Consider the following 13,578-nt stretch of genomic DNA (forward strand, 5'->3'; position numbering starts at 1 on the left):
AACGCCAACAGACCCCACTCCGCCCACGGCGAACTCACCCCAACCGAGTTCGCCCTACAGTGGACCACGACCCACCAACCCCAAGCCGCATAGGGACTGGACCACCAAACGGGTCCCCCTCACGTCTGCCTACGAGCCGCAATAGCCGTTCATGTCCTCCGGTGCGTCGGCTCGGCCTGCAAGCAGTCTTATCGCGTGATTTTCGGAGCTCCCGAGGCCAGAGCTTGTCACGATGTTGTCACACGGCGGGTGCCACATTGACGGACACACAGCGACGCCTATGGACGGTCATCCCAGATCAGAGCCGGTTGCCGCGACAGCAGGCAACACGGTGAGACACCCCCACACGGACTGTAAATCAGCTCTGCGGCAGCCATGCGCCTGCTGCGCCCAGGCGTAGAACCCCGCGCCGGCCGCTGCCGCGTGTCACGCGGCGTGAATCAACTGCTTCTGTTCCCAAGCGATTACGTCACTTAAGCGGTAGCGGACATGTCGCCCGAACCGGGCGTAACGAGGCCCCGTTCCTTTCGTCGCCCACTGTGCCGGAGTCTTCTCGGGTACGCCAAGTCGGGTTGCGAGTTCTTTGCGGCTGAGCCACCGGTCGTCCTCATCCATTTCCATCTCCTTCGAAATCGCGCCAAACTCGCCCCGATTTGACGAGCTCTCGCTGAGTATAGATCGGGCTGACGACGAACCGACCGATCAAAGCTATTCTTGACGGCATGGCGAAGGACTGGGCTGGCGACCAGGCCGAACGAGTCGGGCGCGAACTCAAGCGACTGCGCGGCCGCCGGTCAGGGCAGTGGCTCTCGGACCGCACAGCTGAACTGGGCTACCGCGTGCCGCGCACGACCATCTCCGAACTTGAGAACGGCAAGCGCAAATACGTCAGTACCGCCGAGCTCGCAATCTTGGCGCGGGCCCTAGACACTGCACCCGTCGCTCTGCTATACCCACCGCCATATCAGGACGACATTGAACTACTACCCGGCCAATCGTCAACGAGTTGGTCGGCGGCCGAATGGTTTTCAGGTATGAGTGACGGTGCAGAGCGAGTCGCTTTGGCGGACGACGTCGAGGCGTACGACCGCAATCTTGCACGACTGCGCGCCGCGGCGCGGATCTCCGAACTGACGACGCGGAAACAGCGACTCATGGACGCAATAGTGGGAGCCGACGAAGCGGTGCAGGCTGCGATGTTGGACGCCATCAATGGTGTGCAGGACGACATCGACAGGCTGAGCAATGCCGCCGGGTAGGCCGCCGCTGCGCATCGGCGCGCACGACAAGATCATCCGCAAGTACCTCGGCGGCGGGGTTTGGTCGGCGCGGTGCCGCTACCGAGACAGCGACGGCGTAACCCGGATCGTTGAGCGCCGAGGGCCGGCCGACGAAAACGACCGGCGTGGCAAGCTTGCCGAGGATGCACTGATTGAGGCATTGCAGAGCCGCCGCGGGGCAGGCGGTGACGAGATCACGCTCGACACCCGGATCGCGGCGCTTGTCGATCAGCACATCGATCGGCTGGCCGAGGACGGCCGCGCCATCCGGACAATCGACACCTATCGGTACTGCGCGAAGCTGCTGGCGAAGATTATTGCGGGCGTTCGCGTGGGCGAGGCGACGCCGGCGAGGATCGACGCCGCGATCCGCTCGATGCGCCGGGCCCACGGCGACGTGATGGCCGTGCAATCGAAGACGCTTCTCAAAGGTGGCTTGCACCTGGCGGTGATGGCTAGTGTCATCGGATCGAACCCGGTGCGTGAAGTCTCGCCTATCACCTCGAAGAGGCGCCCGAAGGGGGCGCCGGCACTGACAGCCGACGATTTGCGCGGCCTGCTCGCGAAGCTGCGGGCGTCGGAGGCATGTCAACGCCACGATCTCGTTGACCCGGTCATTCTGTTATCGCGACCGGGCTGAGGATCTCGGAGCTGCTCGGTTTGCACTGGACCGACTTTGATGAGTCTGCAGCGACACTTACGATCACCGGCAAGGTGGTCAGGGCTTCGGGGCAGGGGCTGCTGAGGATCGACGGCACGAAGACTCCGGCCGGACATCGGGCGCTGCCGCTGCCGACGTTTGCGATGACAGTGCTATCGGCTCGGCGCAGCAAGGCGTACCTGGGCGAGCAGTCGATGATCTTCCCGTCGATGGCCGGCACCTGGCGCGACCCGGACAACTTCCGCGCCCGCTGGCGCGAAGTGCGGGAAACCCTCGGCGTGCCCGACGTGACCAGTCACTCATTCCGCAAGACGGTGGCCACTCTCATCGATGACGAGGGACTGTCGGCGCGGATCGGAGCCGACCACCTGGGCCACGCTCGCGTATCCGAAACGATGGACACCTACATGGCCCGTGGGCGGTCGCACACCGCGGTCGCCGAGCTCCTCGACCGGGCCATAAACGATGAATAAACGATGGATTCACGGAACGCACAACGAAAAATAGCCTCTGACGTGCCCCCGGCAGGATTCGAACCTGCGACACCGGCTTTAGGAGAGCCGTGCTCTATCCCCTGAGCTACGAGGGCCGACAGGTTGGCAGCATACCGGCAGGCACGAGGTGTCAGCGCAGCTCCGCGATTACTTTCGAGAAGCCTTCGGCGTGGTGTTCCTGCACCGTGAAATAGGTCAGCCCGTAGGTGTCGCGGTGGCGGCGCAGCGTGTCGGCGATATCGCGGGGGGAGCCGCTGAGCACGCCGGGCAACCGGAGCAGCTCGTCGTCGGGCAGCGTCGGCGCGTACCGGCGGGTCAACGACAGGTCGGGGACGCCGCTGCCGTCGTGGGGCACCGCGGTGATCGCCAGGTTGAGTTCCAGCTCGTCGAACCGTTCTCCCGCGGCGTGCCGAACGAACTCGATGCGCTCGGCCAGCGGGTCGGTGGCCGTGCTGTCGGGCCGGCCGCCCGCGACGCCGATGATGTCGGCCTGCTGCGCGGCCAGGGTCAGCAGCCGATCGCCTGAACCCGCGATCAGGATCGGCACATTGCTCACGTGCTCGCGCAGGTAACTGGTGACATGGTCGAGGTAGTCGACGCGCCGTCCCGCGCTGGGAAACGGCAGCTCCGCCTCCTCGAACTCCTCGCGGACATACCCGGCGCCGAGGCCGAGTTCGAACCGGCCGTCGGTCAGCATGTCCAGGGCGCCGACATCGCGGGCCAGCAGCGCCGCCTTGTAGAAGCCGGCGTTGAGCACGAACGTGCCGACCTTGACCGACGTGACGTCTGCCGCCGACACGAGGGCGGGGAACGGCGCCGGCGCCCCGAGGTGGTCGGGTACCTGCAACACGTCGAACCCGAGGTCCTCGGCCCGGCGGGCGGTGTCCTGCCAGGCCGCGCGTGTCTTCTTGGGCCATAGGCCCACGCCGAACCGGAAGTCTCTGGCCGTCACGCGTTCGATGGTAAGCCTATCTATTGACCAGCCTGCTCCCATACCGTCATGGCGGCGCCAGCAGGTCACCCCACCGTTCGCGGGCCACCGCCGCGGCATCGGGGTCGGAGGGCTCGGGGCCTTCGGCCAGCTCAACCAGCGCGCGGGCCACGCGCAGGGCGGGCACTACATGTTGTTGGGACGCAGCGACGATCTCGTCGAACGCCGACTCGGTGCGGCACCGCCGCAGACCCACCAGGATGCCCTCCGCGCGATCGAGCACCCGTGTGCCGGCGGAGGATGCCCCGGAACTGGGCGTTAGTGCGCCAATCACGGTTACTCCTCGCCACCGCGTTGGTTTCCTCGGCTCCGATGACCGAAACCCGTTTTGGCGGCCACGTCGGCGCAAACCCGTTGGCAGACAGGCGCGGACGCCCGACCGGACGCGCTCAGCTCAGCGGCAGTTCCGCAACCATCTGGCCGGTGGGCTTCGTCGACCCGCTACCGGGCTCGACCGTGAACGCCAGGGCATTCGAGTTGCCGAGGTCGGCCAGTACCGCGGTGGTCGACGGCGCGACGGCCTTTGCGTCCATCGTGCCGGCCGACCGGGGGCCTTGGTCGCCCAGCAACCACATCTGGTAGACGGTGCCCGCCGCCGGCGGCGCGACGTTGTTCATCACCAGCACGCCGGCGTTCTTCTGATGCGAGTAGACGACGGTCGCGGTGCCGCCGGTGGGGATCGCGCCGGAGATGGTGCGCACGTCCGGTGCGGCGAACACCTGCTCGGCGGTCGATGGTGGCTTCGCGGGCCGCAACGCCAGCCCGGCGCTCAGCGCGCCAAGGCCGATCACGACAGCGGCGGCCGACGCTAATAGCGTGGTGCGCCATGGGAAATGGCGCGCCGGCTTGTTTCCGACTGCTGCCAGCAGTCGATCGCGCAGCGCCGGCGGCGGTTCGACGGGTGTCGCCGCGGATACCGCGGCCATCGTCTCGCGGACCGCGCGCACCTCGTCTCGGAAGGCCTCGGCCACGGGCGCCGGCGCGGCGGCGACCAGGCGCTCGATTGAGGCGCGCTCGGCGTCGGGGATCGCGTGCAGCGCATAGGGCGTTGCCAGGTCCAGCAGCTCGAATTGGGACGGTCCGGTCATGTCACGCCCAGACAATTCCGTAGGCCGCGCAACGCATCGCGCATCCGCGATTTGATGGTCGCCAAGTTGGCCGACAACCGCTCGGACACCTGGACATAGGTCAGCCCTTCGTAGTACGCCATTTCGATGCATTGGCGCTGCGCGTCGGTCAGCGACCCGAGGCATTCGGCAACCTGCCGACGTTCCTCTCGAAGGATCGCGGAGTCTGCGACCACGTCGCTGGGCCGATCGGCGCTGGCGGCGCCGTAACGGGACTCGCGCTGGGCGGCGGACTGCTCGGCCCGCACCCGGTCGACCGCCCGACGGTGCGCCAACGTCAACAGCCATGCCAGCGCGGAGCCCGCCGCCGGGTTGTAGCTGCCCGCGTTGCGCCATACCTGCAGGTAAACCTCCTGCGTGGTCTCTTCGCTGTACCCCGGATCACGCAACACGCGAGTCACCAGCCCGTACACGCGCGAGCGGGTGTGGTCGTAGAACTGGGCGAACGCGTCGACGTCCTGGCGGGCGACTCGGCGCAGCAAAGCATCCAAGTCGCTGGTCATGCGCGCCGATCTGGTCATTGAGCGGTAGCTTATCGGCAGCCGCTCCGCCCGTCAGGGAGTTGTTCATCTCCGAAACCCCCACGGTGAAAAAAGTTTGCGGGCAACAGGTTTCACGATGCCACGCTTTCGTTTGGCAGCTCTGTCACGTCGACGTGCACAGCGGCGGGGGCAACCGCGGTGTCGCCGTTGCCGATCGGTTGCCAGGGCGCCCGTGGGACTCGGCGCAGCGATAGCGCGATCGCCTGCACTCGCATGTCGATCCGGGCCAGCAGGGGCGCCAGCGGTGCGGCCAGCTGCAGCCACAGCAATTGGGCGACACCCGCGCGCCGTCGCGTTCCCCGCATGGTGGCGACGAACGCCGGCTCGTCGCCGCGGTGCAGCGACACGGTCACGTCGAGGAAGTGATCCGGCCGTGGCGCGCGGACGACGTAGTGCCCGTCGACAGGGTGAAACGGCGACGCGTAGAGCTTTTTGGTCGCCAGTACGGGGCTGTCGGCCGACGGCAGCAGGTAGGCGTGCCGTTCGCCGTGCGTGTTGTGCACCTCGGCCACCACGTGCCGCAGCACACCACTGCGGTCGTGGCACCAGTAGAGGCTCAGCGGATTGAACGCGTAGCCGAGGACCCTGGCCTGCAGAAGCGCGGTGACGCGGCCGCCCGGCACCGCCGCGCCGTGCGCGGCCAGAAAACTGTCCAACCGCTGGCGCAGCGAGCGGTCGGCGGCACCGTCAGCACCGTCGAAGTGGTCGCGCGCATCGAAGCGCGCGAACGCGCGCAACCATCGCGGCAGCCGGGGCAGGCGGTCGATGTCGACGTACCAGCTGTAGCTCCGGTGCTCGAAGTAGTGGTGCGCAGGCGCGCGCCGCATGTGGGTGATCCGCGTGCGATACAGCGCCGGGGTGTCCGCCGAAGTATGAAAGCCATCCACATCCGGTATTCGGAACCCACGGCCCCCCGGATGGGCTCAGGCCCAGCAGCGTGCGGCCGCAGCGAGGGCGTTCACCAGCGCCGACGTCACCGGCGAGAGGCCGTCCTCACCGGGCATCTGGCTGCGTGGGCCGATCCCGCGCACACGTGGCGACAGCTCCAGCTGCGTGCCGCCGCGGCGCACCCGGTTTACCGGATTGTCGGGGTGCAGGCCCCGAAGTTCGGGTGGAATCGCGTCGAGGTCGGTGATCACGTGATACCCGGGCAGGACGATGTGGCGCGCCACGTAATCGGCCAGCTCGCGGTTTCGGCCCCCGGCCAACAGCTGGGCGCTGCGGCCGATGCGGCCGTAGCCGTGCAGCGACACCGCGACGTCGACGTAATCGAGAAACTCCGCGAGCCTCGGCGACTCGACACCGCGGAACCGCACCGACGGTAGGTGGTGCGGGTACCGGTCGGGATGGCGCAGCACGTACACCGATGCGCCGGCCGCGTCGGCGGCCCGCTCGGCGATCACGTCGGTCATCTCCTCCAGGCCGCCGCCGTGGATGGCCATAAAACCGAACCGGGACCTCAGCCGGCTTTCCTCCGTGACGCCGGGTTGGCTGAGCAGCTCTGAAAGCGTTTGTGGCCCAGCGGAGTCCGGGGTCGTCATCCGGTGCGGCCAGCGCGCCGGGTCCCAGCGACGCAGGAACTCCACCCACCGATGCGGCAGGCCGTGGTGAATGGCGGCGGCGATGATCCGTTCCAGATAACCCGGCCGGGGCGCGCCCGCTTCGACCCGGTGATCGATGTACACCCATGCGTCCGACGGCCCGTCGTCGGTGTGCACGCTCAACCGGTCGCGCCGATACCGCACCGGCGCACCCTCCGCGCTGTCCAGCGTGGCCAGGTCGTGGTCGGTGACCTGCCAGAGCACGCCGTGAACGTGCGTGCCGGCGAACGGCTCGATGGTGGCGACGCCGCGCTGGTTGATCAGCCAGTCGTGGTGGGCCAGCAGCGCGGGTCGGGGATTCGTGGCGCGGGGGCACCTCTGCGCCATCTGCGTGACGCAGAGGTTGGAGCCGTACGCGAAGTACGCGTGCCGCCGTGCCGGCATTCAGCCCGTCACCATCAGATGGATCAACATCACGGCGGGCCTAAACACTGTGCTCAACTGCGGTTTCCTGGTTATCGCGGAACGCTGTGCCGCCGAATATCTGTGACATGGCTAAGGTCACACCGTTGATGGGTCACGGCATTGATGTTAGTCCGGCGGCCTCATCACGGCCCGCCGACACAACGGACGCCAGTGCAGATCATCCCGGCCAGCACCGACCCCAACAGCGCCTACCGCCCTCGACAGGTCTTCAGCTGCTGCTCTAGGTGCCGCTGCTGGTTTCGATCGCGCCCACATCGGCGATCGCGGGTCCGATACCGCTGCCGACATGGCCGGCGGGTGCGCCGCCGCCATAACCAGCCGTGGTCACCCGGCGGCCTACTCGCCACCACTTGCCGCGCGGTCAGAACTAGACGCGTCTACCTGCCACTGGACGCCCGACGGCGCCCAGTAGCCACAACACCGCGCCGACCACCAGCAGGATGATGCCGATCGTCTCCAGAATCGAGATGCTGAACACGATCCCGAGGACCAGCAGGATGATGCCGAGGATGATCACTTCTTCTCCAATCGTCGGACCGACGGCCTGCCGGGTGGGCTGAGCCGAAGCACCGTGGGCTTCACACGCATGGTTTGTCTGCGTTCTGGCGCTGTCGACGGCCGATCACGGTGATGATGCGTGATGCGGCGATCAGCAGGGTCGCGACGACGGCGATCACCATCCACGCCACGACGACGGTGGTCATTGCGGCTCCATTCGTTTGCCTGTCATGTCCTTGTTCCGGGAGCCCGTCCCTGGGACGAAGATGCCCGTTTTTGACGGTTGCGAAACCTGCGGTCACCGGCCCTGGTGGCAAGCGATACGCGCTCTTGACGCCGATGGGATCGGTGCAAAGCTCTCAACCCCGGGGTGTTCGAATCCGATTAGGCGGGAAACGTTATGCAGCAGGCTTTTACCGGCGCCTCGGCGGTGATTGATGTCGGCGTCGTGACGCTTGGGGTACTTCGTCCACCACGACGGCGTCGAGTCTAAGAGCTCAGCTCGGGTCGGGTTGGCCGTGATCGAGAGCCTCGGGCGGGAGATGCCAGGGGTCCGTGATCCCGCGCCGGCGCATTGCGATACCGGTGAGAATCTCACGGGCACAGCGGTTGGCGACCAGCGGGGTGACGTACGTCGGGTCGACCAGCGGGTTCAGCTCGAGGAGTTCCACCCCGACCACGTTGGTCTCTGCACCGAGGCGGCGCAGCAGCGGAAACAGCTCGCGCGGTGTCAGGCCATTGGGCTCCGGGGTCCCGGTTCCGGGCGCATACGCAGGGTCGAGCACGTCGATATCGAGCGAGATGAACAGCTGGTCTGTGCCGTCGGCCGCCTCGGCGATCGCGCGTTCCATCACCTGCTCCCAGCCGTACCGCTCAACCTCGGCCATGAAGTGGTAGCGGAATCCCTTGTCACGCATCCAGGCCAGGTCCTCGTCGTCGGGGAGGTATCCGCGCAAGCCCACCTGCACGAAGTTGTGGCCATGAACGTAACCTTGCTCGATCAGCTTGCGCACCGGCGTCCCGTGCGACAGATGGTGGCCGATGGACCATCTTGCCGCGTCGTAGTGGGCGTCGAAATGGACGACGCCGATCTTCCCCCTGCCGTAAATGTCTGCTAGCGCGGCGACGTCCGGGTACATGAGGGCGTGATCGCCGCCCACGATAAATGGCAACGCGCCGGTCTCAGCGATCTCGCGGACGATGCCGCGGATCGGCTCGATCGACCGGTGGGTGGATTCGAAGTCGACCGGGGCGTCGCCATAGTCACAGATCACCAGCTCCGCCAGAGCGTCGACCCGGACGTGAGCGTGGGGGAGCCCGGCAGACACGTTGGGCAAGTAGATGTCATTGGCCCGCAGGGCGCGCGGCCCAAACGCGGCGCCGCGCATACCCGCGGAGAAGTCCAATCCGGCGCCGACCATAGCGACGTCGACGTTCGCCGCCCGCAGGTCGGCCGGCGTCAGCGCCACCGGGCGTTGGAGAAAGGTCGCGATGCCGCTGGATGCGAGTCCAAACGGGTACCGGTTTAGGTGGATCAAGCCCGGAGGTCGGGAACCCGCAGATTGGGTATGGGTGTCCGCCAGGCGTCGGCAGTCGGATCGTCGGGATTGAGCTCAGGGAAGTCAGTCTCCGGTTCAGCCACAACTTCTCCCTACGGAAGCGTCAGAACGGACCCTGCCCAACCGTAACCTTCGCAGGTACCGCAGCCTGCCCGACGAGGGCCGCTACGGAACGGCGAGCCGTCGCGGGCGCACTCGGTCTTGCACAGCCCGATCGTCGTTTCGGCTAACCCGTTGTCCTGGGCATCCCTAACCGTCCCGACCGACGGGACCAGCCCGGGCAGCATCAGCGTCTCTGCGAAACATATTGCGGTGTAATGCGATCCGGCATCGCGGAGCGCGACACCGGCTCTCCGTGAGTGGCCCTGTCTCAGAAGCCGATCCCGCCGATGCCGATCGTGATACCCGTGCCGCCCCACCACGGCCAGCCCCACGGGAAGTTGTCGGCGGTCGCGGGGTTCGGTGAGGTGTTGATCTGGGCGTTGCCGGGACGCTCGCACTGCGTGGTGCTCGGTCCGGTGTTGATGCATTGGGGTAGCGCCGAGGCGGTGGGGGCCGCATGCACGGCGGCCGTCAGGCCCAGTGCGAAGAGCACTGGGATGTGGAACTTTGAAGCGGGCATGTCGGTCGATTCTGCAGATTTGGAAAGGGGACAGTGCCGGTGCCGGCTAGCTGGTTGCGGCGATCTGCATACATGCGTCCCTCCGTCAGATGACGCTGAGACAAGCCTACGCGGGCTTGGACGGGCAGTACCGGATTCCGCGCCCGGCTAGGGTCCGACCCACCACGGCACGGCCCACCCACCGACGCCGAAGACCGGTGGCACCGGGGTCCACGGCGTCTCGGTGAACGGGCCGGTGCTGACGAACACGTTCGGCCCGGTGTTGATCTGGGTGTGGACGCCACGTTCGCACTGGGTGGTTGTCGGCGTGATCTTGGTGCATTGCGGCGCGGCGTGCGCCGTGGCCGCCCCGGCGATCGCCAGCCCCGCCCCGGCCGCCAGGAGCGTTGCGAGCCTGCGCTTCGGACGCGTCACCCGCTGCCTTCGTCGTACGGCACCGGGTAGGGTCCCGCGTAGGTCCCGCCGAAGACCTCGTCCCAGTACGGAAGCGTGAACGTGTCCGTCGGCGGTGACGAATTGATCTGGACGTTGCCCGGTGTCGAGCATTCAGTGGAACCACCGAGATTGGTGCATGTGGGATTCGTGTCGTCGGCCATCGCGGCCGGGGCGCACGTGATTGCTGCCGCCACGCATGCCAGCGCCGGGTATCGGAGTCGAATGCGCATTGCAACGTCCTTTCCGCGCCTCTTCACGCAGAGTACAACCCTTTGCCGGTGACCAGTGGCAAGTCCAGCGTGGAACGGATGCCGGGCGCCGCGGCCACCACGGCGGGAACGGCGTTGACGATCCGCATTGCGGTGGCCACCAGCCCCGCGTGGTTGTGATCGCCTTTGCGGCTGCTCAGGCACAGATCCATCGCGTACGACGGCTCGCCGGTGATCTCGATGCGGTACGAGCCGCCGGGTTGGGCTGGCTGGGGCCACTCGGGACACAGGTCTTCGCGCAGCCTGGTCACGTGCTCGAGGACGACGGCGGGCCTCTCGTCGACGAGTCCGCGTACCTCGAACCGCATTGCGGCGGCAGTGCCTTTCGCGATGAAACCCGACGCGATCTCGAAATCCTCCGGGGCGGGCTCGCGGAAATACACCTCGACCACCTCGTCCAGCGTGATGCCGAGCCCCGCCGCGAGCTGGCGCACCACCGATCCCCAGGCGAGGCTCAACACGGTCGGCTGCAGCAGCATCGGGATCTCGTCCATCGGCTTGCCGAACCCCATGATGTCGAGCATGACCGTGGCGTTGTCGTAGGTCGCATAGTCGACGATCTCCATGCAGCGCACCTGCTCGATGCGCTGGCAGGTGCCGGCCAGCGCCAGAGGCAGCAGGTCGTTGGCGAATCCGGGGTCGATGCCGTTGACGAAGAGGCTCGAATTGCCTTGCTGCGCCGCCTCTTGCAGCGGATCTATCAGCTCGTCGGGGATCACCTGGTAGGGATACTGCAAAAAGACCGGGCCGCTGCCGACGACGTTGATGCCCGCGGCGAGCAGCCTGCGGTAGTCCTCGAGTGCCTCCGGCAGCCGGTTGTCGGCCATCGCTGTGTAGACCGCGCAATCGGGTTGGGCGGCAATGACTTCATCGAGTTTGTTTGTCGCCTTCACCCCCGTCGGCCCGTCGAGGCCCGCCAACTCGGCGGCGTCCTTGCCTGCCTTCGCCTCCGAGGACACCCACACCGCGGTGAGCTCGAACTGCGGATTCGTGACGATCCCGGTCAGTGCGTGCCGGCCGACGTTGCCGGTGCCGATCTGTGCTACTCGTATTGGCATGGCGGCTCTCCTCACAGGTCGGGAAGTGGAAGTTCGAGGTTGGGCGCGATCAGGCCGCCGTCCACCTCCAGTGTCTTGCCCGTCACATAGGCGCTCGCCGGCGACGCGAGATACAGTGCGGCCGCTGCGATGTCGGCGGGTTCGCCGAGGCGGCGCATCGGCGTCGCCTTCTCCAGCTGGCCTCGCAACTCGTCGTTGCCCGCCACCACGTCGAGCGCGGAGGTGAGGATCGATCCCGGCGCGATCGCGTTGACGCGGATGCGTGGGCACAGGTCCAGGGCGGCCAGCCGGGTGTAGTGCGCAAGGGCGGCCTTGGCCGTGCCGTACGCGGCGAAGCCGCGGCCGGGCAGGCGGCCCATCGTCGAGGTCATGTTGATGATGCTGCCGCCACCTGAGTGCTCGAGCATCAACGGAACCGCCGCGGTCGTGAGCGCATGCGCGGTCAGCACGTTGAACACGAAGGCGTCCCGCAAATCCTTTGTGCTGGTGGTCAACAGCGTGTTGGGCATCGTGCCGCCGACGTTGTTGACCACGATGTCGACCCGGGAGAACACGTCCACCGCGGTCTGCGCCAGCGCCGCGGTCGCGTTCGTGTCGGACAGGTCGGCCACGACGACGTGTGCGCGCCGGCCGGCGTTGCGGACCTGTTCGGCGATGCCGTTGAGTTCGACTTCCGTGCGAGACGAAATAACGACGTCGGCGCCGGCCTCCGCGAAAGCCAGCGCGACCGCGGCGCCGAGTCCTCGACCGGCGCCCGTGACAACTGCTACTTGATCGTCCAGCCTGAATCTGTCGAGAATCACCCGCGCAGACTAGCGAGTGTCACCCGCGCTGTGTGCGCGTATCCGGATTCGGGCCTCAGTTGCCCGGCGGCGGGGTCGTCGGCGGTGGGGTGACCAACGGGTGGGGGTTGTCGGCGAGGACCGAGTCCACGACGTCCATCACCGTGGGGTCCGGGGACGACGGCTCATCGGCGCGCGCGATCGCGGGTGCCGGTGCTAGGCCCCACGACCAGCAGGGCGGCGAGGCCACACCCGATGCGACGAAGGTTGCCCATGGGCAGGAGCGTAGTCACAGCGGACGATCGCGTCAGCGCCATGCCCGGCCGCGGACTATTTCTTGGCGGCAGCGGCCCCTTTTCCGGGCGTTCTCGCCGCGGGTGCTTTCTTCGCAGCCGCCCTCTTCGCGGGCGCTTTCTTGGCCGGCGCTTTCTTGGCGGCGCCGTCACCCGACGCCGACGGCTCGCCGGCGCGGCGTCTCTTCACGCTGGCCTCCAGCTTGGCCAACAGGTCGGACACGTCCTCGGTGGCGTCGAGCTCCTTCGGTTGCTCCTCGGTGGTGAACGCTTCCCCGCCTTCGAGTTTCGCCTCGACGAGCTCGCGCAGCTGCTCCTGGTAGTCGTCGTGGAACTGGTCGGGGTTGAAGTCGTCGGCCATCGAGTCGACGACCTGCAGGGCCATTTTCAGCTCGGCGGCCTTGATTTCGACCTTCTGGTCCAGCACCGGGAAATCCGGGTCGCGGATCTCGTCGGGCCACAGCAGAGTCTGGACGACCATCACCTCGCGCTTGCTGAAGTCCTTGACCCGCAACGCGGCGAGGCGTGTCTTGCTGCGCAGCGCGAAGTGCACGATCGCCACCCGGTCGGTCTCCGCGAGTGTCCGGGCCAGCAACACGTATGACTTGGTGGACTTCGAATCCGGCTCCAGGTAGTAGCTGCGGTCGTACATCATCGGATCGATCTCGCTGGCAGGCACGAATTCCAGCACCTCGATTTCGCGGCTTCGCTCCTCGGGCAGCGTTGCCAGGTCCTCGTCGGTGATGATCACCGTCTGACCGTTGTCGGATTCGTAGGCCTTCGCGATGTCGCGATAGTCCACGACCTCGCCGCACACCTCGCAGACCCGCTTGTACCGGATCCGTCCGTTGTCCTTCGCGTGCACCTGGTGGAACTTCAGGTCATGGTCCTCGGTCGCGCTGTAGACCTTGACCGGCACGTTGACCAGGCCAAAAGAGAG

General features: G+C 66.9%; 20 protein-coding genes, 1 tRNA gene and 1 pseudogene. 3 read left to right on the forward strand and 19 right to left on the reverse strand.

Annotated features, from left to right (window positions below):
- Positions 1–426: 426 nt before the first annotated feature.
- Complete coding sequence (locus tag VKI00_RS01025; protein ID WP_324434608.1) at positions 427–621, reverse strand: helix-turn-helix domain-containing protein; 195 nt, start codon at positions 619–621, stop codon at positions 427–429.
- Positions 622–722: 101 nt separating this feature from the next.
- Here VKI00_RS01025 and VKI00_RS01030 point away from each other — a divergent pair, with 101 nt between their 5' ends.
- The 3 genes from VKI00_RS01030 to VKI00_RS01040 are packed head-to-tail and all read left to right on the forward strand — an operon-like array spanning position 723 to position 2,414.
- Positions 723–1,259: a helix-turn-helix transcriptional regulator gene (locus VKI00_RS01030; RefSeq protein ID WP_324434610.1), complete on the forward strand. Its 537-nt coding sequence runs from the start codon at positions 723–725 to the stop codon at positions 1,257–1,259.
- The gene (locus VKI00_RS01035; RefSeq protein ID WP_324434611.1) at positions 1,246–1,920 is read left to right on the forward strand and encodes a hypothetical protein; all 675 of its coding nucleotides are present in this window, start codon (positions 1,246–1,248) and stop codon (positions 1,918–1,920) included. Before VKI00_RS01030 ends, VKI00_RS01035 begins: the two co-directional genes overlap by 14 nt.
- A 20-nt stretch (positions 1,921–1,940) precedes the next feature.
- Positions 1,941–2,414 carry a tyrosine-type recombinase/integrase gene (locus VKI00_RS01040; RefSeq protein WP_324434612.1) on the forward strand — a complete coding sequence of 158 codons (474 nt, stop codon included), beginning with the start codon at positions 1,941–1,943 and terminating at the stop codon, positions 2,412–2,414.
- 43 nt (positions 2,415–2,457) lie between these two features.
- On the opposite strand, the gene VKI00_RS01045 is transcribed toward VKI00_RS01040, so the two are convergent.
- The 18 genes and pseudogenes from VKI00_RS01045 to VKI00_RS01130 form a co-directional block, all read right to left on the reverse strand.
- A tRNA-Arg gene (locus VKI00_RS01045) sits at positions 2,458–2,530 on the reverse strand.
- A gap of 35 nt (positions 2,531–2,565) precedes the next feature.
- Entirely contained in the window at positions 2,566–3,387 is an 822-nt protein-coding gene (locus VKI00_RS01050) for an LLM class F420-dependent oxidoreductase (RefSeq protein WP_324434614.1), read from the reverse strand.
- A 46-nt stretch (positions 3,388–3,433) separates the two neighbouring features.
- The gene (locus VKI00_RS01055; RefSeq protein WP_324434615.1) at positions 3,434–3,700 is read right to left on the reverse strand and encodes an ANTAR domain-containing protein; all 267 of its coding nucleotides are present in this window, start codon (positions 3,698–3,700) and stop codon (positions 3,434–3,436) included.
- A gap of 115 nt (positions 3,701–3,815) precedes the next feature.
- On the reverse strand, positions 3,816–4,514 hold the full coding sequence (locus VKI00_RS01060) for an anti-sigma factor (RefSeq protein ID WP_324434617.1): 699 nt from the start codon (positions 4,512–4,514) through the stop codon (positions 3,816–3,818).
- Positions 4,511–5,074 carry a sigma-70 family RNA polymerase sigma factor gene (locus tag VKI00_RS01065; protein ID WP_324434619.1) on the reverse strand — a complete coding sequence of 188 codons (564 nt, stop codon included), beginning with the start codon at positions 5,072–5,074 and terminating at the stop codon, positions 4,511–4,513. Before VKI00_RS01065 ends, VKI00_RS01060 begins: the two co-directional genes overlap by 4 nt.
- A 92-nt stretch (positions 5,075–5,166) precedes the next feature.
- Positions 5,167–5,982 carry a DUF1365 domain-containing protein gene (locus tag VKI00_RS01070; protein WP_324434621.1) on the reverse strand — a complete coding sequence of 272 codons (816 nt, stop codon included), beginning with the start codon at positions 5,980–5,982 and terminating at the stop codon, positions 5,167–5,169.
- Positions 5,983–6,018: 36 nt separating this feature from the next.
- Positions 6,019–7,080, reverse strand: a complete 1,062-nt coding sequence (locus VKI00_RS01075) for a poly-gamma-glutamate hydrolase family protein (RefSeq protein WP_324434623.1) — start codon at positions 7,078–7,080, stop codon at positions 6,019–6,021.
- 409 nt (positions 7,081–7,489) lie between these two features.
- A complete protein-coding gene (locus VKI00_RS01080) occupies positions 7,490–7,639 on the reverse strand; it encodes a hypothetical protein (protein WP_324434625.1) in 150 nt (49 codons plus the stop codon).
- Between the two features lie 61 nt (positions 7,640–7,700).
- Positions 7,701–7,826: a hypothetical protein gene (locus VKI00_RS01085; RefSeq protein WP_324434626.1), complete on the reverse strand. Its 126-nt coding sequence runs from the start codon at positions 7,824–7,826 to the stop codon at positions 7,701–7,703.
- 291 nt (positions 7,827–8,117) lie between these two features.
- The gene (locus tag VKI00_RS01090) at positions 8,118–9,089 is read right to left on the reverse strand and encodes an agmatinase family protein (RefSeq protein ID WP_324434628.1); all 972 of its coding nucleotides are present in this window, start codon (positions 9,087–9,089) and stop codon (positions 8,118–8,120) included.
- Positions 9,090–9,331: 242 nt separating this feature from the next.
- Positions 9,332–9,553: pseudogene (locus tag VKI00_RS01095) on the reverse strand (IS3 family transposase); the annotation flags it as partial.
- Positions 9,550–9,801, reverse strand: coding sequence for a hypothetical protein (locus tag VKI00_RS01100; protein ID WP_324434630.1), 252 nt, complete (start codon positions 9,799–9,801; stop codon positions 9,550–9,552). The pseudogene VKI00_RS01095 and the gene VKI00_RS01100, both read right to left, overlap by 4 nt.
- Positions 9,802–9,948: 147 nt before the next feature.
- Positions 9,949–10,215, reverse strand: a complete 267-nt coding sequence (locus VKI00_RS01105; RefSeq protein ID WP_324434632.1) for a hypothetical protein — start codon at positions 10,213–10,215, stop codon at positions 9,949–9,951.
- On the reverse strand, positions 10,212–10,466 hold the full coding sequence (locus tag VKI00_RS01110; RefSeq protein WP_324434634.1) for a hypothetical protein: 255 nt from the start codon (positions 10,464–10,466) through the stop codon (positions 10,212–10,214). Before VKI00_RS01110 ends, VKI00_RS01105 begins: the two co-directional genes overlap by 4 nt.
- A 23-nt stretch (positions 10,467–10,489) precedes the next feature.
- A complete protein-coding gene (locus tag VKI00_RS01115) occupies positions 10,490–11,563 on the reverse strand; it encodes a diacylglycerol kinase (protein ID WP_324434636.1) in 1,074 nt (357 codons plus the stop codon).
- A gap of 11 nt (positions 11,564–11,574) precedes the next feature.
- Entirely contained in the window at positions 11,575–12,366 is a 792-nt protein-coding gene (locus VKI00_RS01120; protein WP_324434638.1) for an SDR family oxidoreductase, read from the reverse strand.
- Between the two features lie 55 nt (positions 12,367–12,421).
- A complete protein-coding gene (locus VKI00_RS01125; RefSeq protein WP_324434639.1) occupies positions 12,422–12,595 on the reverse strand; it encodes a hypothetical protein in 174 nt (57 codons plus the stop codon).
- An 80-nt stretch (positions 12,596–12,675) separates the two neighbouring features.
- Positions 12,676–13,578 (reverse strand): Ku protein (locus VKI00_RS01130; protein WP_324434641.1); only part of this gene is annotated, 903 nt, incomplete at its 5' end.

It is taken from the genome of Mycobacterium sp. (genome assembly GCF_035314665.1).
In the GTDB taxonomy this organism is placed as follows: domain Bacteria; phylum Actinomycetota; class Actinomycetes; order Mycobacteriales; family Mycobacteriaceae; genus Mycobacterium.

Bases quoted from the DNA above. Each gene is read 5' to 3' on its own strand.
- VKI00_RS01030 (WP_324434610.1), top strand. From the start codon at position 723: ATGGCGAAGGACTGGGCTGGCGACCAGGCCGAACGAGTCGGGCGCGAA.
- VKI00_RS01115 (WP_324434636.1), bottom strand. From the start codon at position 11,563: ATGCCAATACGAGTAGCACAGATCGGCACCGGCAACGTCGGCCGGCAC.
- VKI00_RS01085 (WP_324434626.1), bottom strand. From the start codon at position 7,826: ATGACCACCGTCGTCGTGGCGTGGATGGTGATCGCCGTCGTCGCGACC.
- VKI00_RS01035 (WP_324434611.1), top strand. From the start codon at position 1,246: ATGCCGCCGGGTAGGCCGCCGCTGCGCATCGGCGCGCACGACAAGATC.
- VKI00_RS01110 (WP_324434634.1), bottom strand. From the start codon at position 10,466: ATGCGCATTCGACTCCGATACCCGGCGCTGGCATGCGTGGCGGCAGCA.
- VKI00_RS01075 (WP_324434623.1), bottom strand. From the start codon at position 7,080: ATGCCGGCACGGCGGCACGCGTACTTCGCGTACGGCTCCAACCTCTGC.
- VKI00_RS01100 (WP_324434630.1), bottom strand. From the start codon at position 9,801: ATGCCCGCTTCAAAGTTCCACATCCCAGTGCTCTTCGCACTGGGCCTG.
- VKI00_RS01060 (WP_324434617.1), bottom strand. From the start codon at position 4,514: ATGACCGGACCGTCCCAATTCGAGCTGCTGGACCTGGCAACGCCCTAT.
- VKI00_RS01025 (WP_324434608.1), bottom strand. From the start codon at position 621: ATGGAAATGGATGAGGACGACCGGTGGCTCAGCCGCAAAGAACTCGCA.
- VKI00_RS01065 (WP_324434619.1), bottom strand. From the start codon at position 5,074: ATGACCAGATCGGCGCGCATGACCAGCGACTTGGATGCTTTGCTGCGC.